25 protein-coding genes are annotated in these 21,375 nt (G+C 72.6%); 12 read left to right on the top strand and 13 right to left on the bottom strand.

The window, feature by feature from the left end:
- Nucleotides 1-4: 4 nt before the first annotated feature.
- Nucleotides 5-967 (bottom strand): prephenate dehydratase, encoded by a 963-nt coding sequence (gene pheA / locus KLP28_07115; protein ID QWC86862.1) that lies wholly within the window; start codon nt 965-967, stop codon nt 5-7.
- An 83-nt stretch (nt 968-1,050) separates the two neighbouring features.
- Here pheA and KLP28_07110 point away from each other — a divergent pair, with 83 nt between their 5' ends.
- On the top strand, nt 1,051-2,316 hold the full coding sequence (locus tag KLP28_07110) for an arginine deiminase (GenBank protein QWC86444.1): 1,266 nt from the start codon (nt 1,051-1,053) through the stop codon (nt 2,314-2,316).
- The gene (locus KLP28_07105; GenBank protein QWC86443.1) at nt 2,313-2,744 is read left to right on the top strand and encodes a DUF2177 family protein; all 432 of its coding nucleotides are present in this window, start codon (nt 2,313-2,315) and stop codon (nt 2,742-2,744) included. Before KLP28_07110 ends, KLP28_07105 begins: the two co-directional genes overlap by 4 nt.
- A gap of 6 nt (nt 2,745-2,750) precedes the next feature.
- Here KLP28_07105 and KLP28_07100 read toward each other — a convergent pair whose 3' ends face one another.
- Both KLP28_07100 and KLP28_07095 read right to left on the bottom strand, forming a co-directional pair.
- On the bottom strand, nt 2,751-2,954 hold the full coding sequence (locus KLP28_07100) for a hypothetical protein (GenBank protein ID QWC86442.1): 204 nt from the start codon (nt 2,952-2,954) through the stop codon (nt 2,751-2,753).
- 60 nt (nt 2,955-3,014) lie between these two features.
- Nucleotides 3,015-3,533, bottom strand: a complete 519-nt coding sequence (locus KLP28_07095; GenBank protein QWC86441.1) for a DUF427 domain-containing protein — start codon at nt 3,531-3,533, stop codon at nt 3,015-3,017.
- A gap of 97 nt (nt 3,534-3,630) precedes the next feature.
- Between KLP28_07095 and KLP28_07090 the strand changes: the two genes are divergently transcribed.
- A complete protein-coding gene (locus tag KLP28_07090) occupies nt 3,631-3,858 on the top strand; it encodes a hypothetical protein (protein ID QWC86440.1) in 228 nt (75 codons plus the stop codon).
- 27 nt (nt 3,859-3,885) lie between these two features.
- On the opposite strand, the gene lepB is transcribed toward KLP28_07090, so the two are convergent.
- The 3 genes from lepB to KLP28_07075 are packed head-to-tail and all read right to left on the bottom strand — an operon-like array spanning nt 3,886 to nt 5,574.
- Nucleotides 3,886-4,551, bottom strand: coding sequence for a signal peptidase I (gene lepB / locus KLP28_07085; protein QWC86439.1), 666 nt, complete (start codon nt 4,549-4,551; stop codon nt 3,886-3,888).
- A 27-nt stretch (nt 4,552-4,578) separates the two neighbouring features.
- Nucleotides 4,579-5,055, bottom strand: coding sequence for a glutathione peroxidase (locus tag KLP28_07080; GenBank protein ID QWC86438.1), 477 nt, complete (start codon nt 5,053-5,055; stop codon nt 4,579-4,581).
- A 48-nt stretch (nt 5,056-5,103) separates the two neighbouring features.
- A complete protein-coding gene (locus KLP28_07075) occupies nt 5,104-5,574 on the bottom strand; it encodes a DUF2867 domain-containing protein (protein QWC86437.1) in 471 nt (156 codons plus the stop codon).
- A 32-nt stretch (nt 5,575-5,606) separates the two neighbouring features.
- Here KLP28_07075 and KLP28_07070 point away from each other — a divergent pair, with 32 nt between their 5' ends.
- On the top strand, nt 5,607-6,872 hold the full coding sequence (locus KLP28_07070; GenBank protein ID QWC86436.1) for an FAD-dependent oxidoreductase: 1,266 nt from the start codon (nt 5,607-5,609) through the stop codon (nt 6,870-6,872).
- Nucleotide 6,873: 1 nt separating this feature from the next.
- Here the strand turns inward: KLP28_07070 and KLP28_07065 are convergent, their stop codons facing one another.
- Nucleotides 6,874-7,470 (bottom strand): rhodanese-like domain-containing protein, encoded by a 597-nt coding sequence (locus KLP28_07065; GenBank protein QWC86435.1) that lies wholly within the window; start codon nt 7,468-7,470, stop codon nt 6,874-6,876.
- 43 nt (nt 7,471-7,513) lie between these two features.
- On the bottom strand, nt 7,514-8,923 hold the full coding sequence (locus KLP28_07060; protein ID QWC86434.1) for an MBL fold metallo-hydrolase: 1,410 nt from the start codon (nt 8,921-8,923) through the stop codon (nt 7,514-7,516).
- Between the two features lie 184 nt (nt 8,924-9,107).
- On the opposite strand from KLP28_07060, the gene KLP28_07055 reads away from it, so the two are divergent.
- Nucleotides 9,108-11,405, top strand: coding sequence for a S8 family serine peptidase (locus KLP28_07055; GenBank protein ID QWC86433.1), 2,298 nt, complete (start codon nt 9,108-9,110; stop codon nt 11,403-11,405).
- A gap of 183 nt (nt 11,406-11,588) precedes the next feature.
- The gene (locus KLP28_07050) at nt 11,589-12,098 is read left to right on the top strand and encodes a pyridoxamine 5'-phosphate oxidase family protein (GenBank protein QWC86432.1); all 510 of its coding nucleotides are present in this window, start codon (nt 11,589-11,591) and stop codon (nt 12,096-12,098) included.
- Between the two features lie 49 nt (nt 12,099-12,147).
- Here KLP28_07050 and KLP28_07045 read toward each other — a convergent pair whose 3' ends face one another.
- Nucleotides 12,148-12,426: a Rho termination factor gene (locus KLP28_07045; protein ID QWC86431.1), complete on the bottom strand. Its 279-nt coding sequence runs from the start codon at nt 12,424-12,426 to the stop codon at nt 12,148-12,150.
- A 42-nt stretch (nt 12,427-12,468) separates the two neighbouring features.
- On the opposite strand from KLP28_07045, the gene KLP28_07040 reads away from it, so the two are divergent.
- On the top strand, nt 12,469-12,792 hold the full coding sequence (locus KLP28_07040) for a hypothetical protein (protein QWC86430.1): 324 nt from the start codon (nt 12,469-12,471) through the stop codon (nt 12,790-12,792).
- 16 nt (nt 12,793-12,808) lie between these two features.
- On the top strand, nt 12,809-14,269 hold the full coding sequence (locus KLP28_07035) for a DUF2079 domain-containing protein (protein ID QWC86429.1): 1,461 nt from the start codon (nt 12,809-12,811) through the stop codon (nt 14,267-14,269).
- Here KLP28_07035 and KLP28_07030 read toward each other — a convergent pair.
- Nucleotides 14,202-15,710 carry an NAD(P)/FAD-dependent oxidoreductase gene (locus KLP28_07030; GenBank protein QWC86428.1) on the bottom strand — a complete coding sequence of 503 codons (1,509 nt, stop codon included), beginning with the start codon at nt 15,708-15,710 and terminating at the stop codon, nt 14,202-14,204. The genes KLP28_07035 and KLP28_07030 overlap by 68 nt on opposite strands.
- Before the next feature lie 23 nt (nt 15,711-15,733).
- Entirely contained in the window at nt 15,734-16,627 is an 894-nt protein-coding gene (locus KLP28_07025; GenBank protein ID QWC86427.1) for a MerR family transcriptional regulator, read from the bottom strand.
- Nucleotides 16,628-16,726: 99 nt separating this feature from the next.
- On the opposite strand from KLP28_07025, the gene KLP28_07020 reads away from it, so the two are divergent.
- The 4 genes from KLP28_07020 to KLP28_07005 are packed head-to-tail and all read left to right on the top strand — an operon-like array spanning nt 16,727 to nt 19,512.
- Nucleotides 16,727-17,173 carry a hypothetical protein gene (locus KLP28_07020; GenBank protein ID QWC86426.1) on the top strand — a complete coding sequence of 149 codons (447 nt, stop codon included), beginning with the start codon at nt 16,727-16,729 and terminating at the stop codon, nt 17,171-17,173.
- Nucleotides 17,174-17,219: 46 nt separating this feature from the next.
- Nucleotides 17,220-17,879: a haloacid dehalogenase type II gene (locus KLP28_07015; GenBank protein ID QWC86425.1), complete on the top strand. Its 660-nt coding sequence runs from the start codon at nt 17,220-17,222 to the stop codon at nt 17,877-17,879.
- Nucleotides 17,876-19,186 carry a DUF2254 domain-containing protein gene (locus tag KLP28_07010; GenBank protein ID QWC86424.1) on the top strand — a complete coding sequence of 437 codons (1,311 nt, stop codon included), beginning with the start codon at nt 17,876-17,878 and terminating at the stop codon, nt 19,184-19,186. Before KLP28_07015 ends, KLP28_07010 begins: the two co-directional genes overlap by 4 nt.
- The gene (locus tag KLP28_07005; protein ID QWC86423.1) at nt 19,183-19,512 is read left to right on the top strand and encodes an N-acetyltransferase; all 330 of its coding nucleotides are present in this window, start codon (nt 19,183-19,185) and stop codon (nt 19,510-19,512) included. Before KLP28_07010 ends, KLP28_07005 begins: the two co-directional genes overlap by 4 nt.
- A gap of 7 nt (nt 19,513-19,519) precedes the next feature.
- Here KLP28_07005 and KLP28_07000 read toward each other — a convergent pair whose 3' ends face one another.
- Both KLP28_07000 and KLP28_06995 read right to left on the bottom strand, forming a co-directional pair.
- Nucleotides 19,520-20,023 (bottom strand): hypothetical protein, encoded by a 504-nt coding sequence (locus KLP28_07000; protein ID QWC86422.1) that lies wholly within the window; start codon nt 20,021-20,023, stop codon nt 19,520-19,522.
- Between the two features lie 283 nt (nt 20,024-20,306).
- Nucleotides 20,307-21,338, bottom strand: a complete 1,032-nt coding sequence (locus KLP28_06995; GenBank protein ID QWC86421.1) for a serine/threonine protein kinase — start codon at nt 21,336-21,338, stop codon at nt 20,307-20,309.
- Between the last annotated feature and the right edge of the window lie 37 nt (nt 21,339-21,375).

The following is a 21,375-nucleotide window of genomic DNA, read 5'->3' as shown; positions in this document are numbered from 1 at the left end:
GTAGTCAGCGCGAGGGCCGCAAACCGTCCAGCCACGCGCGGGCGGCGGCGAAGTCCTCGTCGGCGTGTCCAGGGGGTACGGACGTCGGCGCAGGACTGCCGGGGCTCCCGGGACCCGCAGCACCGCCGGCGGCCCGCGGGTAGGACCCGAGGAAGCGCACCTCGGCCGAGGTGCGGTGCAGGCTCATCAGGGTCTCGGCCACCCGGGCGTCCTCGAGGTGCCCCTCGGCGTCGATGGAGAAGCAGTAGTTGCCGAGCCCCTCACCGGTGGGGCGCGACTCGATCCGCACCATGTTGACCCCGCGCAGGGCGAAGGACTCCAGGATCTCCAGCAGCAGACCCGGGCGGTCCTCCCCGGGGAACACGACCAGCGAGGTCTTGTCGGCGCCGGTCCGTGCGGGCACGGTCGCCGACCCCGGCGGCGCGACCAGCACGAACCGCGTCACCGCGCCCGCGGTGTCGGCGATGCCGGCGGCGAGCACCGTCAGCTCGTAGCGCTCGGCGGCCAACGGGGCCGCGATGCCCGCGTCCCAGGTGGCCGTGCCGTCGACCAGCGCCGAGGCCGACGCCGCGTTGGACGGCGCGTCGACGACGGTGGCGTCGGGCAGGTTCGCGGCCACCCAGCGCCGCACCTGGGCGGCGGCGTGGGGGTGGGCGCCGACCGTACGCACCTGCTCGGGCCCCACGCCCTCCGGTGCGACCAGGCAGAAGGTCACCGGCACCTCGACCTCGCCCACGATGACCAGGGGCGTGCCGGTGGCGAGCTCGTCGAGGGTGACCGAGACCCCGCCCTCCACGGAGCTCTCGATCGCGACCATGGCGGCGTCGGCGGTGCCCTCGCGGACGAGGTCCAGCGCAGCGGGCACGGTCGGGCACGCCACGAGCTCGGCGCCGACGGCCTCGGGGCGGGCCAGCAGCGCCTGCTCGGTGAAGGTGCCCGACGGGCCGAGGTAGGCCAGGCGGCTCACGCGGGGCGATGCGGAGGTCACGGGCGCCAGACTAGGCCGACCGCGACCCCGCGGGGGCTCTGCGGGGCGGCTAGGGTCCGGCCATGAGCAGCGAGCACGCAGCGGCAGGTCCGTCCGGGCGGGGCGTACGCAGCGAGGTCGGCCGGTTGCGCACGGTGATGCTGCACCGTCCCGGACCGGAGCTGACCCGGCTGACACCCCGCAACAACGACCGGCTCCTCTTCGACGCGATCCCGTGGGTCGGCAAGGCCCAGGACGAGCACGACGCGTTCGCCCAGGCGCTGCGCGACCGCGACGTCGAGGTCCTCTACCTGACCGACCTCCTGGAGAGCACGCTGGAGGCGGCCGAGGCCCGCGCCGTCGCCATCGCCGGCGTCACCGAGGACCTGCGGCTCGGCGCGACGCTGCGGCGCTACCTCTCCTCGGCGCTGGCCGAGCACTCGCCCGAGGAGCTCGCGCTCGTGCTGACCGCGGGCCTGCGCAACGACGAGCTGGACGCCGGCGCGGGTGGCCGCGGGCTCGTCACGAGCATGATGGCGCACGACGACTTCCTCATCGACCCGCTGCCGAACCTGCTCTTCACCCGCGACTCCTCGGTGTGGATCGGCGACCGGGTCGCCATCACCTCCCTCACGATGCCCGCGCGTGACCGCGAGACGCAGCTGACCGAGCTCATCTACACCCACCACCCGCGCTTCGCGGGCACGCGCACGCTGCACGGCTGGCACGCCGAGCACGTCGAGGGCGGCGACGTGCTGCTGATGGCGCCGGGCGTGATCGCCGTGGGTGTCGGGGAGCGTACGACCCCCGCCGGCGTCGAGCGCCTGGCTCGTGAGGTCTTCGAGGCCGACCTCGCCCACACCGTGCTCGCGGTGCCGATCGCGCAGGAGCGCGCCACGATGCACCTCGACACGATCTGCACGATGGTCGACGTCGACGCGGTCGTGATGTACCCGAACGTCGCCGATGCGCTCACCGCGTACGCCGTCACCCCCGGCGAGCGCGACGCGCACGGTCTGCGCCTGGCGGTCGCCGAGGCTGCCCCGTTCCTCGAGGCGGCCGCCCGAGCGATCGGCGTGGACCAGGTGCGTCAGATCGACACCGGCCTCGACCCCGTCACCGCCGAGCGTGAGCAGTGGGACGACGGCAACAACACGCTCGCGATCAGCCCGCGGGTGGCGGTGGCGTACGAGCGCAACACCCGCACCAACGCCCGCCTGGAGGCCGAGGGGATCGAGGTCGTCGCGATCTCCGGGTCCGAGCTCGGCTCGGGCCGCGGCGGACCGCGGTGCATGTCGTGCCCGATCGACCGGGACCCGGTCGAGGTCACAGCCGGGGCGTCGGCGTGAGCGCCCGCACCTTCGGGGTCGCGTACGCCGCCGCGCTCGTCGCCTTCGTCGTCGTCGACGGCGTCTGGCTGGCCTTCATCGGCGGCCCGTTCTACCGCGAGCAGCTCAGCGACCTGCGCGCCGAGGAGGCCAACCTCTGGGCGGCGGCGATCTTCTACCTGCTCTACCTGGGCGGCGTGGTGCACCTGATCGTGCGGCCGCACCTGGCCTCGGGGTCCGTACGCCCCGTGCTGCGCGACGGTGCCGTGCTGGGACTCGTCTCCTACGCCGCGTGGGACCTCACCAACGCCGCCGTCATCGAGGACTTCCCCCTGGTGCTCGTGCCGATCGATCTGGCGTGGGGCACGGTGCTGACGGCGGTCGTCGCGGGCGCCGCGTGGGTGGTCGCCCGGCGTGCCGGCGGCGGCCGGCGTACGCAGCCCTCCTGACTGGCCTCAGCCCTGGTGCGCGCCCTGCTCGGGCTTGCCCAGCTTGCGCGCGCCGGCGTAGCAGCCGGCTGCCAGCAGCAGCGGCACGAGACCGTTGGAGAGGGCGTACGCGTACTCCCCCTGGCTCACCCGGATGACCGCGGCGACGACACCGAGCACGGCGAGCGCCGCGGCGAGGAGGAGCAGGGCCGGGTACCCGAGTGCGCGCATGCGGCGATCATCACAGAGAAGGGGCGTCCTGCCCACCCTCCGGGGCGAGGTCGTCCACCCTCACCAGCCCCAGGAGCCCGGCGTGCCCTTGAACGGCCCGACCACGTCGTCGGTGACCCAGCCGCCGTAGAAGCCACCCTCCTGGGGGCGTACGCGCTCGTCGTCGACGTAGATCGCCTCGACGCTGAGCGGCATCACCGACCAGTGGTCGACGAGATCGGTGAAGCCGGGCGTGGGGTCGGGGTAGGTCCACGCGGCCCGCGGGGCCACCGCCCCGTCACCCCCGGCGGCGGCACTGACGATGTCCGCGTACGCCGCCCGCCCCTTCCACTCGCAGTAGCTGCCGCCCTCGACCGGACGCAGCACGCCGTCGACGAAGGCCGAGCCCGGGACGTAGTAGGTCGGCGGGTGGGACGTCTCGAGCACCCGGTACGCCGTCGTCGACTCGGCGACGACGACGCCGCCGTGCACGATGCGTACGCTCCCGCGGAACGGCACCAGCGCCGGCGGGCGCGGGTAGTCCCACACCGACTCCTGACCGGGACCGGGCTTCACGGGCTTCGGGGGGCGCAGGCTCATGCCGCGATCCTCCCGCCCCGGCAAGCCTCCCCGCCCCGGCAAGCCTCCCCGCCCGGCGTGGCGCGGCACCGGTGGCGCCGCGGGCTAGGTTCGGACGGTGTCCCTGAACGCCCTCGCGAACCTGCTCACGCTGACGAGCCTCGCCTTCGGCATCGCCGGGCTCGTGCTGTTCCTGCGGTGGGGCATGCGGCAGCGCGACGACGACGGCACGATGGACACCCCGAGCCCGCTGCCGACCGACCGACCCACGAACGCGCTGATCCTGGGCGCAGGCTGGTTCGTGTTCGCGATCGCCGGCCTGGCGCTGCGGGCCTTCAACACCTGACCCGTCCACCGACCGGCCGACAGGGGCTCAGAAGCCGAGCCAGTCCCACCGCTTCACGGGCCACACGATGACGAAGGTGTTGCCCACCACGCTGTCGACGGGCACGAAGCCCTGGCCGGGGTCGTCCTGGTGGAACCGGGAGTCCTCGGAGTCGCTGCGGTTGTCGCCCATGACCCACAGGTAGCCCTCGGGCACCGTGGCGCGGAACTCGATCGCCGAGGGACGCGTGCCGGCGGGCAGGTACGGCTCGTCGACCGGCACGCCGTCACGCAGCAGCCGCCCGTCGGGATCGCAGCACGCGATGGTCTCGCCACCGGTCGCGATGACCCGCTTGACCAGGTGGCCGCCGGTCGGCAGCAGACCGATCGCGCTCAGCGCCTTCTGCGCCGTCGTCTGCTCGGGCAGCTGACCCAGCCACCCGCCCGGGTCGGCGAAGACCACGATGTCGCCGTGGTCGGGGTCCCCGGCCCAGTAGCTCGGCTTCTCCACCAGGATCCGGTCGTTCGGTGCCAGCGTCGGCGCCATCGACTGGCTGGGCACGTAGAACGCCTGCACCAGGAACGCCTTGATCAGCGCGGCCAGCACGACCGCGATGACGACGAGCACCGCGGTCTCGGTGAGCACCGCGACCGGGCCACGGCGGCGGGGACGAGATCCGCCCTGCGTACGCGAGGACGACGTCTCAGCAGCCATGCGCCCAGTCTCTCACCCGGGCACACCTCAGAGCTGCGCCTGCACCGCCTTCGCGATCTTCTCCGGCTTCGTGGTCGAGCCGAACCGGTCGACGACGCGACCGTCTCGGCCGATCAGGAACTTGGTGAAGTTCCACTTGATCTTCGACCCCATCAGCCCACCCTGCTCGTCCTTGAGCCAGGTGAACAGCGGGTGCTCGTGCTCGCCGTTGACGTCGACCCTGTCGAAGACCGGGAACTCGACCCCGTAGTTGCGCTGGCAGAACTCGCCCTCCTCCGCACCGGTGCCGGGGGCCTGCCCGCCGAACTGGTTGCAGGGGAAGCCGAGCACGACCAGGCCCTGGTCGCGGTAGGTGGCGTACAGCTCCTGGAGCCCCTCCAGCTGCGGTGTGAACCCGCACTGGCTCGCGGTGTTCACCACGAGCACGACCTTGCCCTCGTAGTCGGCGAGGCTCTGCTGCTTCCCGGAGGTGGTGGGTGCCTGGAAGTCCTGGAGCGTCGTCATGTGCCTGGTTCGTGCCCTGCGCCTCACGAGATGGGTCGGCGGGACGGGTCAGCGCCGCGCGGCGGCGCGGGCGGTGTCGCCCAGCATGCGCGCGAAGACGAGGCGGTGCGCCGGGCCGAGGGCGTGCCAGTACGCCCGCCCCAGCGGCCCGTCGGGCGCGAAGGTGTTGACCTGGTGGACCAGGCTGCCGGTGCCGCGGTCGGGGTCCGGCTCGACGGTCAGCTCGAGGGTGGCCCGGCCGGGCAGGCGGGCGACGGCCTCGAGGGCGATGCGACGCGGCGCCTCCTCCGCGACCACGCGCCACGCCCGTCCCTCGCCGCCGACGAGCCGGTCGGCGAGGTTGCGGGCGGCCCACGCGTACGCCGTCAGGCCCGTGCCCTCCCCGGCGGTGCGCCGGACGGCGGCCCACGCCGCGTCGGGGGCGGCAGGCGTACGCCGGGTGCGCCGCTCCACGTAGCGCGCGTCGAGGTCGGGCGTGGGTCGGTCGGTCCCTGCTGGTCGCCCCTGGCTGCTCGGCATGACGTGATCGTGGCACGGGCAACCTCACCTGCATGGAGACCGATGTCGACCTCGTCGTGGTGGGGGCCGGCCTGGCCGGTGTCAGGACGGCCCTGGCTGCCGAGGAGGCCGGTCTCGAGGTGCGGGTGCTCGAGGCCTCGCACCGGGTCGGGGGGCGCATCGTCACCGACGTGGTCGAGGGCTTCCGGTGCGACCGCGGGTTCCAGCTGCTCAACCCGGCCTACCCGGCCGTGAAGCGCTTTGTCGACATAGCGGCACTGGGGCTGCAGCAGTTCGGCGCCGGGGTTCTCGTACGCCGCGACGACGGTCTCCACGCCCTCGGCGACCCCCGCCGGGCGCCGCAGCACCTGCTCTCGACCCTGCGGTCCGGCCTGATCTCCCCGCGCGAACTCATCGGGATCGCACGCTGGATCGCCCCGGCACTGGCACGCCCCCAGGCCGTGGCCGACCGGGACGCCGGGCCCGAGGGAGGCCTGTACGACACCTGGCAGCGCCTCGGCATCACCGGGCCGCTGCGCCGCGAGGTGCTCGAGCCGTTCCTCGGCGGCACCCTGTCGACCTCCCGGGGCGACACCTCGGCCGCGTTCGTGAGCCTGCTGCTGCGCAGCTTTGTCCTCGGCACCCCGGGGCTCCCCCGGGGCGGGATGCAGGCCTTCCCCGAGCAGCTGGCCTCCCGGCTGCGTACGCCCGTGTCCCTCGAGACCCCGGTGACCGGTGTCGAGGAACGGGACGGGGGCGTCCGCGTCGCCACCGACGGCGGCGCCGTGACGGCGCGTGCCTGCGTGGTCGCGGTGGGCCCCGAGAAGGTGCCCGGCCTGCTGCCCGACCACCGCGAGATCCCGACGAACTCGCTGCACACCTGGTGGTTCGAGGCCGACGCCCTGCCGCACGACTCCGACCTGCTGGTGCTGGACGGTCGTGCGGTGCGCCCGCCCGGCGGGCCGGTGCAGCACGCCGCCGTGGTCAGCAACGCGGCGCCGTCGTACGCCCCGCCCGGACGCCACCTCGTGCAGGCCACCGTGCTGCCCGACCGGGTCGAGGGTGGTGGCACGGAGTCGGCCGTGCGGGCACACCTGGCGGGCATCTACGGCGTCTCCACCCGTGGCTGGGAACTGCTCGTGCACCACGAGGTCGCCCCGGCACTGCCCGCGCAGCTGCCGCCGCTGCGCATCGCGCGCGAGCAGCGGGTCGGCGAGGCCGTCTGGGTCGCGGGCGACCACACCGACTCCGCCTCCATCCAGGGAGCCTTGGTCGCCGGGGAGCGCGCCGGCGCGGCCGTGGTGGAGGCGCTGGCCTGACTCAGCGGCTGCTGGCGAGCTCCTCGAGCACCTGCGCGATGTCCGGCTCCTCGGCACCGCGGTTCCACGGCATCCGTGCGAGCACCATGCCCATGGCGCACGTGTTCGTCAGCGCGGCGAACGTCAGTCCCAGGCCGACGAACGCGGCGAGGAACACCAGGCCCGGCACGAGCAGGCTGCCGAGGGCGCCGATCGCCACGAGGGTGCCGGCCACCAGGCGCACCTGGCGCTCGAGCTCCCAGGTCTCACGACCGCGTCGGACCTCGGCGCCGTCGAGGGACTCCCAGGCGAGCATCCCGCCGCTGAGCACGCGCACCCGCAGGCCGCTGCCGGCCAGGGCCCGCTCGGCCTGACCGGCCCGGTTGCCGGAGCGGCAGATGATCACCGTCTCCTCCTCGAGGTGCCGCGCGAGGTCGTCGCGGTGCTCCTGGAGGGTGTCGAGCGGGACGAGCCACGAACCGGGGATGTGGGCGTTCTCGAACTCGGCGGGGGTGCGGACGTCCAGCAGCCGCGGCGGGTGGTCCGAGGCCATGGCCTCGGCGAGGCCGGCGGCGTCGAGCGTACGAGCGGGGCTGCTGGGGCTGGTGGTGTCGGTCATGGGTCCTGTGTCTCCTGTTGCGAGGGGTGTCGCTCGGCCGGTCTCAGGCGGCCGAGCGGGTGGGCAGGTCGGTGTCCGCGACCGAGGTGTACGGGTCGTCGACCGCGACGACGTCGTGCCCGTGCGCGGCGAGGATCCCGGCCACGACCGAGGCGCGGTAGCCGCCGGCGCAGTGCACCCACAGGCGCTCGCGGGGGATGTCGTCGAGGTGGGCGAGCACGTGGTGGATCGGCACGTTCAGCGAGCCCTCGATGTGGTCGCCGGCGTGCTCCTTGGCGCGGCGTACGTCGAGCACGACCAGGTCCTCCCCGGCGCGCAGGGCCGCGGCGAGACCGGCGAAGTCCGACCTCTCGAAGGAGGCGAGGTCGCCGTCGGTCCACTCCTCGGGCCCACCGGTGGCGTACGCGGCAGGACGGTCGATGCCGATGCGTACGAGCTCGCGCTGGGCCTCGGCGACCTGCTCGGCGCTCTCACCCAGCAGCGTGAGCGGCGTGCCCCACGGGATCAGCCAGCCGAGGTAGGTCACGAACGGCCCGTCGGTGCCGAAGTTGAGCGTGCCCGGCACGTGGCCCGCGGCGAAGGCGGAGCGCGTACGCAGGTCCACCACCCACTCGCCCGCGTCGATGGCGCGCCGGATCGCCGCGACGTCCGCGGCGGCGGGCGCGGAGAGGTCGGGCGCCCCGGGGCCCGCGGCGTTGGCCGGGCCCATGTGGGCGTAGTAGGCGGGGTAGGCCTCGAGACCGGCGAGCAGCTCGGCGACGTAGTCCTCCTGCTGCTTCAGCAGCACCGGGTTGACCTGCTTCTCCCGGCCGATGGTGGAGGAGTCGGCGTCGGAGGGGTTCGCCGAGCAGAACGAGCCGAACCCGTGGGTCGGCAGCACCGGCGTCTCGTCGGGCAGGGCGTCGGCCAGGCGTCGTGCCGAGCTCCACTGGTCGCGGACGAGCTGCTGGGTGTGGTCCGGCCCGAGCAGGTCGGGACGACCGGTCGCGCCGATCAGCAGCGATCCACCGGTGAAGGCGCCCGACACACCGTCGGGGCCTTCCAGCACGAACGAGAGGTGGGTGTGGGTGTGGCCCGGGGTCGCGACGACGCGGACGCCCATGGCCTCGGAGACGCGTACGCGGTCGCCGTCGCGCACCCCGACCCGGTCGAAGTCGACGTCGTCGTCGGCGTTCACGTGGTAGGCCGCGCCGGTCTCGCGGGCCAGCGCGAGGCCGCCGGAGACGTAGTCGTTGTGGATGTGGGTCTCGAAGACGTGGGTGATGCGTACGCCGTGCTCGGCCGCGAGCTCGAGCACGCGGTCGATGTCGCGCTGCGGGTCGACGACCAGGGCGACCTCGCCGTCGTGGGCGAGGTAGCTGCGGTCGCCGAGACCGGAGGTCTCGATGGTGACGACGGCGGGGTGTGGCATGGGTGCTCCTCGTGGCTGGGTGCGTCTCGAATGTACGGACATTGGGTGAAGCCTACATACCCCTGCCCGTATTCCGCGGTCCGGTCCGCAACACGGCCGTCACCGCGAGGTGTTGTGGACGTCAAGGAGTTTTCGTACGTTGCTGCCTGCAACGGGAGGTCCAGGCCACACCGGACGACCGTCCATGGGGCTCCCGCCACCACCCCCCGCACCCGGAGGTCCTGCCTTGTCACGCACCACCCGTCGCCGCGGCGCCCGCCCCACGCGGGCCCTCGCGGCCACCGCCGGCCTCGCGCTGGCCGTCACCGGACTGGCCGTCACCGGTCCCGTCACCGCGACCGCGGCGCCGTCGGAGAACTCCGACGCCCCCGGTCGGCTCGCGAAGCAGGCGGACGGCGCCGTCGTCGCACAGCTCTCGCTCGCCCCCCTGGCCACCAGCAAGGCCGTCGCGCGCGGCCGCGACGGCGAGGTCGCCCAGGGCGCCCAGAAGACCAGGAACGCCCGTGCCCAGCTCGCACAGCAGCGCAACGAGCTGCGCCGGTGGCTGAAGCAGAACGCCCCGTCGGTGACGATCACCGGCCAGTTCGACTTCGCCCTCAACGGCGTCGCCCTCGAGCTGAACGGCACCCCGTCCGCCACGGTCGCCGACGCCCCCGGCGTCGTCTCGGTGACGCAGCAGCAGACGTACGCGCCGCTCGCCGAGGCCGCGCCGAGCCGCTACACGGTCGCGGACGACCCGGACCTCGACCTCGTCGACGCTCCCGAGGGCTGGACCGCCACCGGCGCCTCGGCCGACGACACGACCGCCCCCAGCACGTGGGCCGGCGCCGGCGTCCGCGTCGGCATCATCGACTCCGGCATCGACGTCACCCACCCCTGCTTCGACGACACCGGCTTCGCACAGACCCAGCAGCTGGGCGAGAAGGCGTACACGAACAACAAGGTCGTCGTCGCGAAGGTCTTCAACAACAAGGCGCGCAACCTCGGGCTGGACGCCGAGGCCGTGGACTCCCACGGCACGCACGTCGCCGGCACGGTCGCCTGCAACCTGCTGACCCCTGCCGAGGTCGAGGGCGTCGAGATCCCGTACGACCCCTCCGGCGTCGCCCCCGGCGCGCTGCTCGGCAACTACAACGTCTTCCCGGGTGCGGTCGCGAGCGCCCGTTCCGAGGACATCCTGAACGCGTTGGACGCCGCCGCCGCAGACGGCATGGACGTGCTCAACATGAGCCTGGGCGGCGGCTACTCCGGCCGCCAGGACCTGCTGACCACCGCCGTGGACAACCTCGACCGCGCCGGCATCGTCGTCGCCGTCGCGAACGGCAACGACGGCCCGGGCTACTTCACCGGCGGCTCGCCGGGCAACGCGGAACGGGCCCTGACCGCCGCCGCCAGCTCGGTGGGCCACATCCTCGGCGTGCCGCTGCGCGACGCCGACGGCGAGCGCCTCGCCGTCGCCGCCGCGGGCGACTTCCCGGTGCCCGAGGACTCCTTCACCGGCACCGCCGTCGCGCTGACCGGCTCCAACGCCGCCACCGGCCTGAGCGAGGCCTGCACCAGCGTGCCCGCGGCGCCCGAGGGCGACGCGGTCGCCCTCATCAGCCGCGGCACCTGCGCCTTCGCCGACAAGCTGCGCGTGGTCGAGGCCGCGGGGTACGAGGCCGCCGTCGTGGTGAACAACGCCCCGGGGGACCCCATTGCGATGGGTGGCGACGGCCTCGCCCCCGAGCCGCAGGTCTTCGCGGTGATGGCCCCGCTCGACGCCAGGGACGCCCTGGTGGCGACCGACGGCGAGGAGCTCACCATCGACGGCTTCAGCTACGTGCGCACCGGCAACGACGACCAGCTCGCGAGCTTCTCGAGCTGGGGACCGACCCGCGTGGGCTACCGCATCAAGCCCGACGTGACCGCTCCGGGCGCCAACGTGCTCTCCAGCGTGCCGGCAGGCGAGTGCTCGGACTCGGGAGACTTCGACCCGAGCATCGGGTGCTGGGCCTTCTTCTCCGGCACCTCCATGGCCACGCCGCACCTCGCGGGCATGGCCGCGGTCGTCCTCGCGGACCGTCCCGGGCTCGACGCGTACGCCGTGCGCTCGGCGATCGTCAACACCGCTGACCGCACGGGTGTCACCGACACCGACGGCACGGCCGTGACCGACGTGCAGAAGGTCGGCTCCGGCCTCGCCCAGCTCGACGCCGCTGTCGACTCCACGCTGGCCCTCGACCGGCCCAGCATCTCCTTCGGCGCGACCCCGTCGGGCAGCGGGAAGACGCTGCGGGAGACCGTGCGGGTGACCAACATCAGCGACTCCGGTCTGCTCACCAAGCCGGTCGTCACCGGCGACGACGGCGGCTTCTACTCCGTGACCGGTCCCGATCGGCTCGATGCCGGTGCGACCGGGTCGTACACGGTGACCTTCGCGGCACCGAAGGGCGCGGCGGGAGACCCCGGGACGGGCTTCACCCAGGCCGTGCTTGACTTCGGCAACGAGGCACACATGGCGCTGTTCGCAGCGCTGAAGTGAGCCGCGGCCGCGACGCGCGGACACCCTGACGCGTCCCGGCACCTCGAAGGCCCGCCCCCGCACCACGGGAGGCGGGCCTTCGTCACGTCACGACGTGATCTGCACCTGGTCTGCACCTGGTCTGCGCAGCCCCGCCCCGGGTAGTCACCACAGTGAACCCGCACCCCGAGGAGAGGCCCACCCATGTCGCACCTGCACGACGACCAGGACACGTCCACCGCCACCGAGGAGGACGTCGCGAAGATCCGCGACCTGGTGAAGGACGCGAAGATCTGCATGCTCACCACGATCAACGCCGACGACATGCTCGTCTCCCGCCCGATGTCGACCCAGCAGATCGAGTTCGACGGCGCCGCCTGGTTCTTCGCGAAGGCCGACCAGCCGAAGGTCGCGGAGATCGAGGCGAACCCGCACGTCAACGCCGCCTACAGCGAGTCGGCGTACGTCTCGATGTCGGGTCACGCCGAGATCGTGCGCGACGACGCGAAGAAGAAGGACCTGTGGAACGACCAGGCCGCCGCCTGGCTGCAGGCCGAGCCGACCGACGACTCGGTGGTGCTGATCAAGGTCGTGCCCGACACCGTGGAGTACTGGGACACGCCCTCGACCCCGTCGACGATCCTGGGCCGGCTGAAGGCCAAGGTCACCGGCGACCGCCCCGACGGTGGGGAGAACGACACCGTCGACCTCTGAGCGGTGCGAGGGACGGCGGCGCCCCCCTCGGGCGCCGCCGTCGCCGCGTTCACTGGTCCCGGAGCGCCTCGATGAGCTCGTCCTTGCTCATGTCGGAGCGGCCGTCGACGTCGAGCTCCTGGGCGCGCTCGTAGAGCTCGTCCTTGCTCCACTCCTCGTACGCCGGCTGCTTGCCGCCGCGGCGGCCCACCTCCTCGCGGGACTCGTCCGCCGCCGCGTTCGCGATCGCCGCAGCCGTCGACTTGCTCTTGCCCTCCTCACGGAGCTCCTCGTAGAACTCGTCGTCCTTGACGCTCGGGCCGTGGTCGGGGGTGTTGTCGCTCGCCATGGGTCCCGTGTGCCCCGTGCCGCGGGTGCGTACGCTCGCCGCATGAGTGCCTCTGCAGCCCGAGCGGCCGGAGTCCCGACCGCACCCGTCGTCGCCGCCGGGCTGCTCGGCGGCTACAGCGTCGCGCGCTACTCCGGCGTACGCCCGGCAGGCGGCGCCGTGCTCGCCGTCGCCGGCGGGGTCGCCTGGCGTGAGTGGCACCGGACGCACGGTGGCGTGGTGGCCACCGGTCTGCTGACGACCTACGTCGCCGGCTTCGGCCTGTCGCACCCGCTGGCCAGGAAGCTGGGGGCGTGGCCCTCGGTGCTGACCGTCACCGCCTGCGCCGCCGGTGTGGCGCACGTCGTGCACGACCGCCGCGGCTGAGCGGCCCCCGACGACCGTGAGCGGTGCCGCCCGGCGGTGGGCGTACGCGCTCCTCGGGTTGCTCGCGGCCGTGGCCGGCACGGCGTACGCGGCCGTCCCGCTGCTGCGGTGGCGGCAGGTGCTCACCCCCTCGTGGGACAACGCGATCTTCAGCCAGGCCCTGATCTCCTACGCCTCCGGTGAGCTGCCGACGGCGACCATCAAGGGGCCGGGCTTCGCCCTGCTCGGCGACCACTTCTCCCCCGCGGTCGCGGTGCTGACGCCGTTGTGGTGGGCGTGGCCGGACGGCCGCGTGCTGCTGCTCGCGCAGGCCGTCCTGCTGGCGTTCTCCATGGTCGTGATCGGGCGGGCCGCGGTGCAGCGGCTCGGTGCAGTCCCGGGGCTGGCGATGAGCGTCGCGTACGCGGGCTCGTTCGCGATCGCCGCCGCGGTGGCCGTGGACTTCCACGAGGTCACGCTCGCGGTCCCGCTGCTCGCCCTGGCCGGTGCGGCCTGGCTGCGCGACGACATCCGCGCCGTGATCGGCTGGTCGCTGCCGTTGCTGCTCGTCAAGGAGGACCTGGGAGCCACGGTCGCGGCCGTGGGTCTGGTGCTGCTGCTGGACCGTCGTCGGCGCCACCCCCGCGCGGGCACCGCGCTGCTGGTCGGCGGCCTGGTCGCCGCCGCGCTGACCGTGCTCGTGGTCGTGCCGGCGCTCGGGCAGGGCGGCTACGACTACCTCGCCGGCTTCGAGGGTTCGGCCTCGACGACCTCGGGCGCCGTCGGCCTCGACGGGCTCACGGCGGGGTGGGGCACCAAGCTGACGACGCTGCTGGTGACACTGGGGTCCGTCGCGTTCCTCGCGCTGCTCTCGCCCTGGGCGCTGCTGCTGCTCCCGACGCTGGCCTGGCGCTTCGCCGGTGACAACGCGACCTACTGGGGCACGGACTGGCACTACTCGCTGGTGCTCGCCCCCGTGCTCGCCGTCGCCGCCGTCGACGCGCTCGAGCGGCTGCGTGGGCGCGGGCGCCCCCGTGGTCCGGCGGCCGCAGCGGCGCGCGTCGCCCCCCTGGCCGCGGTCGGCGCCACCCTCGGGCTGGCCTGGGGCGGTCCGTACGCGACCCTCCTCGACCCCGGCTCGTACGCCACCACGGCGCGCACGGCCGACGCCCGGACCGTGCAGGCGACGCTGCCCCGCGGCAGCGTCGTGGAGAGCGACATCGGCCTCATCACCCGGTTGGTCGCCGACCACCGGACCTGGTGGGTGGGCACCGCCCCGGCCGGGCTTGATCCCGACTACGTGGTCGTGGACCAGGTGTACGGCGGCTGGTCCGGGCCGGTCGATCCCGTGGCGTTCGCCGAGGAGAAGCACGCCGGCACCGCGTACGACCTGCTGCTCCGGGCGGGTGACTTCGCCGTCGCCCGGCGCGTCAGCTCGCCTGACGCGCCTGGGGCTGACGCCCGGTCGACCGCGGCGTCGCCGCGAGGTGCTCGGTGAGGTCGGTGCGCATCGTGGTGGCGGCGTCGAGGATGTAGTTCTGGCGCACCTGCCAGGGGCCGGAGTCCCCCTGCTTCGGGAACGCCCCGATGGAGCGTTGCACGTATCCCGAGGAGAGCTCCAGCAGGGGCCGCTCCTCCATGTCGCCGTCGGTCTCGGGCACCACGGCCGCGTAGTCGCGGTCGGACATGAAGTTCAGGACCTTGGCCACCAGGCGCGAGGTCAGGTCGGCGCGCAGTGTCCAGGAGGCGTTGGTGTAGCCGATGCAGACGGCGAAGTTCGGGACGCCCGTGATCATGGCGCCGTTCCAGATGAACTGCTCGGAGAGGTCGACCTCCTCGCCGTCGACGCTCGGGGCCATGCCGCCGAACATCTTCAGCTTCAGCCCGGTCGCGGTCACCACGATGTCGGCCTCGATGCTCTCGCCCGAGACGAGGTCGACTCCGGTCTCGGTGAAGGTGTCGATGTGGTCGGTGACGATCGAGGCGCTGCCCTTCTTCAGCGCCTTGAACAGGTCGGCGCTCGGCACGGCGCACAGGCGCTGGTCCCAGGGGTCGTACGGCGGGGTGAAGTGCTCGTCGATCATCTTCTGGTCGCCGAGGATCTTGCGCAGCTGGGCGTGCAGCAGCTTGCGGGCGGCTGCGGGCCGGGTCTGGCAGAACTGGTAGAAGCCGATCGAGAACGCGATGTTCTTGCTGCGCACGATGCGGTAGGCCAGCTTCTCGGGGAGCTTGGACATCAGGGTGTTGGCCAGCTTGTCCTGGGCCGGCACCGCGGCGATCCACGACGGGGTGCGCTGCAGCATCGTGACGTGCTCGGTGCCGAGCGCGGCGAGGCTGGGGACGAGCGTGACGGCGGTGGCGCCGGACCCGATGACGACGACCTTCTTGCCCGCGACGTCGAGGTCCTCGGGCCAGAACTGCGGGTGCACGACCTGCCCGCCGAAGTCGTCGAGCCCGACCAGCTCGGGGTCGTGGGGCTGCTCGTAGTCGTAGTAGCCCGCGCAGGAGTAGACGAAGTCGCAGGTGATGGTGCGCTCACCCGTGGGCGTACGCAGGCTCAGGGTCCATCGCGCGTCGGCGGTCGAGTAGTCCGCGCCCGTGACCTGCACGCCGTACCGGATCTTCTCGTCGATGCCGAACTCGGCGGCGGTCTCCTGGATGTAGTCGAGGATGCTGCCGCCGTCGGCGATGGACTGCCGGTCCGTCCACGGCTTGAACGGGTACCCGAGCGTGTACATGTCGGAGTCCGAGCGGATGCCGGGGTAGCGGAACAGGTCCCAGGTGCCGCCCATGGCCTCGCGCGACTCCAGGATCAGGTAGTCGCGGTCGGGGCACTCGGTCTGCAGCCGGTAGCCGGCGCCGATGCCGGACAGTCCGGCGCCGACGACGACGACGGACACGTGGTCGGGCAGGAACGGAGCGGCAGCCGGGATCGTCATGCGGGGACCTTACCGGACGACGTTCAATTGCGCTGCGCCCTGAGCTGTCGGGTGATCAGGTCGGCGCTCTCGCGCAGGTCGGCACCGAGCACGTGCGCCCGGGTGAACTCGACGGCCTCCGCGCCGGGTCCCCCGACGTAGAGCCGCAGCCTCGGCCCGTGCACGTGCAGGGCGTGGAGCGCCTGGGTGGCCTTGCCGGCGTCCTCGGCCAGCGGGACGACCACCACGGCCGCCGCGGCACCCCCGCCGGAGGCTCCCCGCACCCACTCCTCGGCGGGCAGGTCGGAGGCGAGGTACTGCACCTGCAGGCCGCGACGCTGCAGCAGCAGCGCGAGCGTCATCGCGCCCAGCTCGTGGCGGGCACCCTCGGGGAGACCGACCATGACCCGGGGGGCGTCCGCATCGGAGCGGGTCTGCTGCAACCGCGTCGAGAGACGTCCGAGCACGGCGGAGGACACCACGTGCTCGCCGGCGACGCTGATCTCCTGCTCGGCCCAGGCGAGACCGACCTCGGCCATGGAGGGGATCAGCCAGTCCACGAGCATCTCCTCGAGATCCTCACGGGCGAACATCGTGTCGAGAAGCCGCTCCATCTCCTGGCTGTCCAGTGCCTCGGCGACCTCGGCGAGCTGCAGGTAGGCCGGGTCGGGCACGGAGCCGTCGGGGCGCCGGCGAGGGGTGGTGCGCCGGTCGACGGCACCCTCCTGCTCGCGGATGTGGTCGGCCGCCTTCGAGGGGGACCACCCGGCGTGCACCAGAGCCGCCATCGTGCGCAGCCGATCGAGCGCGGCCTCGTCGTAGATGCGGTAGCCGGCAGGCGTACGCCCGGGCTCGAGCACGTCGTACCGCCGCTCCCAGGCGCGCAGCGTGGTCGGCGAGATGCCGGCGCGCTGGGCGGCCTGCTTGACGGTCAACATGCGGATCCTCCGACGGCTCTGCTCAGCAGCATGCTGAAGAGCCGCGCGGAGGGGTGGGACAACCGTTTGCGGCCCTTGCTCCGGGTCAGCCTAGTGGGTGTGGGAGTGCTCCTCGACCTGCTGCTGGCGGCCTCCGTCCTCCACGCGGGCTTCCAGCTGACGGTGACGTTGGTCGTCTACCCCGCGCTGGCGGACGTGCCTGCCGCGCAGTGGTCGTCCGCCCATGCCCGCCACTCGCGGCGCATCGCGCCGGTCGTCGGGCTGGTGTACGTGCCGCTCGCCCTGGTCTGTGCCGCCGTGCTGCTGACCCAGGTCGGCCTGATCGCCGACGGATCCGACGGGTTCGCCCGAGTCGCTGCGCTCGTCGCGGTCGCCGCCGCCGGGGGTGCGGCGCTGACGACGGCCCTGGGCCCGGCGAGGGTTCACGGTCGACTGGGTGAAGGGCACGACCAGGTGCTCGTACGGCGGCTGGTGGTCCAGGACAGGGTGCGGTGCGGGTTCGCGGTCCTCGGCGCAGCAGCGGCGCTCGTCGCTGTGCTCGCCTGAGGGGTCGTCCGGCGTACGCGGGTCCACCGCGGGGGACGGTGGTCCCATGGCCCCACCCCGACTCGTCGTGCTCGACGTGAACGAGACCCTCAGCGACCTCGGTCCGATGCGGCACCGCTTCGCGGACGCCGGTCTGGCCGAGACGCTGGTCGCGACCTGGTTCGCCCAGGTGCTCCGCGACGGCTTCTCGCTGTCCACGCTGGGGACGTCCTCGCGCTTCGCCGACCTCGGCCGCGACGTGCTGCACGACCTCGCCCCCGACCTCGACGAGGACGCCGTCGACCACGTGCTGGCCGGCTTCTCCGCGCTCGACCTGCACCCCGACGTCGCTCCTGGTCTGCGCGCATTCTCCGACGCGGGCACCACCGTGGTGACGCTCAGCAACGGGTCGACCGACGTGGCCGAGGGGCTGCTCGCACGTGCCGGCGTCCGCGACCTCGTCGACCACGTCCTCAGCGTCGACGACGTCGGGGTGTGGAAGCCGCACCCGCGGGCCTACGCCCACGCGCTGCGCACCTGCGACGTGTCGCCGGCCGACGCGCTGATGGTCGCGGTCCACCCCTGGGACCTGCACGGCGCCGCGCACGCCGGGCTCGACACAGCCTGGATCACGCGAGACCCCCGCGCCTGGCCCTCGGCGTTCACCCCTCCGACGCACCGTGCCGAGGGTCTGGACGCGGTCGCCGGCCTCGTCCGCGACTCGTGAGCGCCGGCGTACGCCCCACCACGACCCCGGGTCTGCACCACCGCGGCACGTCGTGGTGGAACCAGCTGTGGCGTCCGTTCTGGGCGCTGCCCGCCGCGCTGATCGTCGCGAGCGCGGCCCTGGGGCTCACACTCCCCTACCTCGACACCGGGGACCTGCCGTACGTGTTCTCCGGTGGCGCCGACTCGGCCCGCACGGTGCTCTCCTCGATCATCGGCGGGATGATCTCGCTGACCGGCCTGGTCTTCTCGATCACGATGGTGGTGCTGCAGCAGGCCAGCAGCCAGTTCACGCCGAGGATCCTCCGGCAGTTCCTCGAGGCCCGCGTGGTGCAGGTGACGCTGGGCGTGTTCACCGGCACCTTCGTCTACGGCCTCACGGTGCTGCGCACGGTGCAGAGCGCCAACGACGGCAACGACGTCACCTTCGTGCCGCAGGTGTCGGTGACGGTGGCGATGGTGTTCGTGCTGGTGAGCGTGGCGCTCTTCATCGCGTTCATCGCCTACATCATGCGGTCGGTCCAGGTCTCCCAGGTCATCACCGACCTCACCCGCGCCACCCGCGACGTCGTGCTCCGGTTCGAGGAGTCCGCCGACGCCCCGCCGCGAACGGCCTGGTCGGCACCCGGTGGTGCGCGCGCCGACGAGCTGCTCAACGGCGACCGGCAGGGCTACGTCGTGGCGATCCGGGCTGACGACCTCGCGCGGCTGGCCGCCACGCACGGCGTCGTCGTCGAGCTGGAGCTGGCGATCGGGCAGCACGTCGCACCGGGCGCCCGGCTCGGCCGGGTCTGGCACCTGCCCGGTGACGGAGGAGGCGATGGGGCCGACCTCGACGGCACCGACCTCGCCGGCCTGCGCGACGCCGTGCGGCTCGAGGACGACCGTCTGCTCACCAACGACCCCATGTTCGGGCTGCGCCAGCTCGTCGACATCGCCGAGCGCGCTCTCTCGCCCGGCGTCAACGACCCGACGACCGCCGTGCAGGTGGTGGACTTCGCCGAGACGGTGCTGCGCGCCGCGGGCTCGCTCGCCGACCCGGCTCCCGTGCTCGTCGACGACGACGGTCACCCCCGGGTGGTGTACCGCCCCTGGACCTTCGAGCGCATGCTCGCGCTGGCCGTGGACGAGATCTCCCGGTACGGCGGGAGCAGCCCCCGGGTACAGCGCTCCCTGCACGACCTGCTGACGTCGATCGAGCCCGCCGTGCGGACGGAACACGCGGTGCTCGTGCGACGTTGGATCCGTGAGCTCGAGGCGCACAACGCCCCCGAGGACGTCGACGAGGACGAGGACGCAGACGCATGAGTGAGAGCCAGCAGGTCAGTGTCGGGTACGACGCGTCGAGGCAGGCGTACGTCGCCCACCTCGACGGGCGGGAGGTCGGGCACCTCGTCGCCGAACGGCCCGACGATCGCGGTGAGTCCAACCCCGCGGACACCGGCCCGGGTGTGGTCGTCATGCCGCACACCGAGGTCGACGACGCGGCCGAAGGTCACGGCGTCGGGTCGGCCCTGGCGCGCGAGGCGTTGGACGACGTGCGCCGTCAGGGCCTCGTGGTGCAGCCTGTCTGCCCCTTCGTGGCGGGATGGATCGAGCGGCACGCCGCGTACGCCGACCTCGTCGCCGGCTGAGCCCGCCTCACTCGAAGGGGCCGAGCTCCTCCTCGGGCTCCGGTGACTCCGAGAAGCGTGCGATCTCGGGGTTGTAGTCCTTGTCGGCGTTGTTGACCTCGGCGCCGTCCGCGCGGTTCGCGGGGTCCAGCCGCTCCTGACGGAGCTGCTCGTTCTGCGCGTTGGTCGCCTCGGCGGGGTCCTCGGGGATGTCGCCGCCGGGCTGACCCGGGTCGGCGTCTCCCGTGTCGTCGCCTGCCGGCTCGATCTCGGTCAGGAACGTGCCGGGGTCGCCCGGCTTGCCCACGTCCTCCTTCGGCACGTCGACCTCGCCGGCGGCCACCTCCTGGTGGTCGCCGAGGTCGACGGAGTCCATCTCCTCGCGCGCCTTGTCGTGCGCCTCCTGCGCCTGCTTCATGGACTCCTCGAAGGAGGCCTCGGAGGAGCCGCTGACGATCGGGTCCTCGGCCGCCTCGGCCTCGTCGAGGTCGTCGACCGCCTGCGGGTCCTCGGTGTTCTCGTCGCTGCTCAACTCAACGCTCCCTCGTCACGGTCCGGTTCGCACACTCAGGGTGGCGCTTACCCAGGCACGGGTGAGCCACGCCACTGCGCTGCGCCGGTGGTGAGGCGCCGCTCAGCCGTTGTTAGACGACACGGAGATGTCAGTAGGCGCGACGCCGCCTGTCAGCACTGACAGCGGATGTCGTCTGTCCACAGGCTCGCCCGACGACTTCCGCCCGACTTATCCGTTGAAACAGTCGCGGTCGCGGTCAGGACGGCCGCTCCCCCGGTACGTCCGCTACGGCGACGGCAAGTCAAAGGAGGGCACGGAAAACGGCCTTCAATCGGGTTGTGGCTTTCGAGTTGGTGACCTCGTCGCAGTGGGCGGTGATGCGGTTCCCTCCCCGGTACCGCGTCTCGATCCGAGTGCGGTGAGCCGCGGCAGCGGGTGAGGCACAGACGTGGATGGACTTGCCCTTGGCTGCTGCGGGATGCACGGCGTCCCAGCAGCGGCCGCTCGTCGCGCACGGAGACACTCGCGTGATGACACGGCTGGGTGTCGCCAGTTTGGAGAGCGCGCTGTCGAGATCGTTCGCGGTGGCAAAGCGGTCGGCAGGGTTGACTGCAGTGGCTGTGGAGATCACCCGTGCAAGGCCGAGGGTGATGTGCGGGGCCTCATCTCTGGGGTCGGGGACCCCTTGTGACACGGCGTGCTCCAGGGCGCTTATGTCGTGCCCGTTCCCCGCGAGGGTGTGAGGTAGTTGCCCGGTGATCATGGCGTAGAGGGTGACGCCGAGCGAGTACACGTCTGATTGCACTGAGCAACGGGTGGTGAACGTTTCTGGTGCTCGGATGTCGCAGTCGCCGTGGGGATCGGCCGTGCCATCGGTCGCCATCTTGGCGGCGACCCCGAAGTCACCTAGTAGTACGTCTCCGGTTGCAGAGAGCAGGAGGTTGTCTGGCTTCACGTCTCGGTGGAGGACGCCGCTCTCGTGGCACAGGTGGAGACCCCGGGCCGTGCGCAGCCCCCACCTGACTGCTGTTGCTTCGGCTGTCCCCAGTGTCGGGAGGGCCTTGGCCACGCTGCCTCTGGGGAGGTACTGCATGTCGATGTACGGGATACCGAACTCGTCAAGTGCGGCACCGTGAACCTGGGCGATGTACTTGCTGCGCAGGCCGGTCAAGGTTGTTGCCTCCCGCCACGCGTCGTCGGGCGTGGTGTAGGCCGGGTCGAGAAGTTTGAGCGCAATCTCGCGACCGGTATTCGTGTCGGTGGCGAGCCAGACCTCCCCGAAGGCACCGCCACCTTTGTAGGCGATGAGGTCGTAGCGGTCGTGGAAGCGCACCGCTGATGAGACTGTCGGAAAGCGCGACTGTAACATC

The organism is Nocardioidaceae bacterium, assembly GCA_018672315.1.
In the GTDB taxonomy this organism is placed as follows: Bacteria; Actinomycetota; Actinomycetes; order Propionibacteriales; family Nocardioidaceae; genus TYQ2.
The sequence above is the reverse complement of the archived record's forward strand: the minus strand, read 5'-3'. Positions and strand labels throughout refer to the sequence as shown.